The sequence below is a fragment of the Roseovarius halophilus (ex Wu et al. 2025) genome, from assembly GCF_047086965.1.
In genome coordinates this window covers 1-1186 of sequence record NZ_JBKOTX010000478.1, presented here as the reverse complement: position 1 = coordinate 1186, position 1186 = coordinate 1, and the positions used below count along the sequence as shown (strand labels likewise).

Below are 1186 nucleotides of genomic sequence, written 5' to 3'. Positions count from 1 at the left end.
AGGGTACAGTACCGACCAATCCGGCTCAGGATCACCCTTCAGCATCTGCGGACGATACCGTGTCGCAGGGGGAGCCGGAGTGGCTGTTAATTCGACCAGGGCAAATCCCGCGATTTGCGGTCAACCACGGTCCGCCAGCAGCGCCAGGGCTTCGACCTCCACGAGGAACTCCGGCCTGGCGAATCCACCCACGATCATCAGCGTCGAGGCAGGCGGCACCTCAGGATTGCCAAGCCACGCATCGCGCGCTGCCATATAACCGGCAAGATGGGCGTGATCGGTCACATAGGCGTTCAGGCGCAGAATGTTTGCGCGTGAGGCACCAGCCTCGGCCAGTATGGCATTGATGTTTTCAAGGCAGATCAGCGCCTGCCCTTCGGCGCTCTCGGGAACGGTTTTGTCAGGCGCGAGGCCGAGCTGCCCCGAGAGCGCAATCACTTTTCCGCTGCCTTCGGCGATGACGCCGTGCGCGTAGCGCGCGAGGGGCGGTGCGATGCTGGTGGGTGAGAGTTGGATCATGGCTGTCTCCTTGGCTGCTTTCCCCACAGGCTGCCGCGCTTTCATGTTGTTTCAAAATGGAAAAGCGCAACGTTTGTGCGCCTCCGCCAGATTTGCCTTAATTTTGTGCATTTATCCGCACAGCTGAAAATCCGATCAGCCGTTGCATTGTGGCGTCAAACTCTCACCCGCACGGTCGGGCCGGACCGATAATGGAGAGTCCGATGACATACAAACCAATGCTTGTCGCAACTGCAGCAGCCCTCACCGCAACCGCCGCCCAGGCCCAAGATCTCGTGGAAGTGTCCTTCGGGACCAATTGGCTGGCCCAAGCCGAGCATGGCGGTTTTTATCGGTCGGTCGCGGATGGAACCTACGCCGATTGCGGGCTTGATGTCATCATCGTGCCGGGTGGACCACAGGTGAACAACCGCGCGCTCATGCTTGCCGGCAAGCTGGACTTCCATATGGGCGGCGACATGCTGCAGGCTTTCAACGCCGTGAAAGAAGATATCCCCGTCGTTGTCGTCGCTGCGACCTTCCAGAAGCATCCCCAGGTCATCCTCGCCCACCCAGGAAAAGCCGAAACCTTCGATGACCTTGCGGATTTGACGCTGCTTATCGGGGACAACGGCTTCACGTCCTATTACCAGTGGATGATCGACGAATACGGGTTGGGGAATGTCGG

2 protein-coding genes are annotated in these 1186 nt (G+C 59.5%); one reads left to right on the top strand and one right to left on the bottom strand.

Annotation, left to right across the window (positions count from 1 at the left end):
* Positions 1-120 precede the first annotated feature (120 nt).
* Positions 121-519: a RidA family protein gene (locus ACH107_RS32950; RefSeq protein WP_412509801.1), complete on the bottom strand. Its 399-nt coding sequence runs from the start codon at positions 517-519 to the stop codon at positions 121-123.
* A 203-nt stretch (positions 520-722) separates the two neighbouring features.
* On the opposite strand from ACH107_RS32950, the gene ACH107_RS32945 reads away from it, so the two are divergent.
* Positions 723-1186 (top strand): ABC transporter substrate-binding protein (locus tag ACH107_RS32945; protein WP_412509800.1); only part of this gene is annotated, 464 nt, incomplete at its 3' end.

Bases quoted from the DNA above. Each gene is read 5' to 3' on its own strand.
- ACH107_RS32950 (WP_412509801.1), bottom strand. From the start codon at position 519: ATGATCCAACTCTCACCCACCAGCATCGCACCGCCCCTCGCGCGCTAC.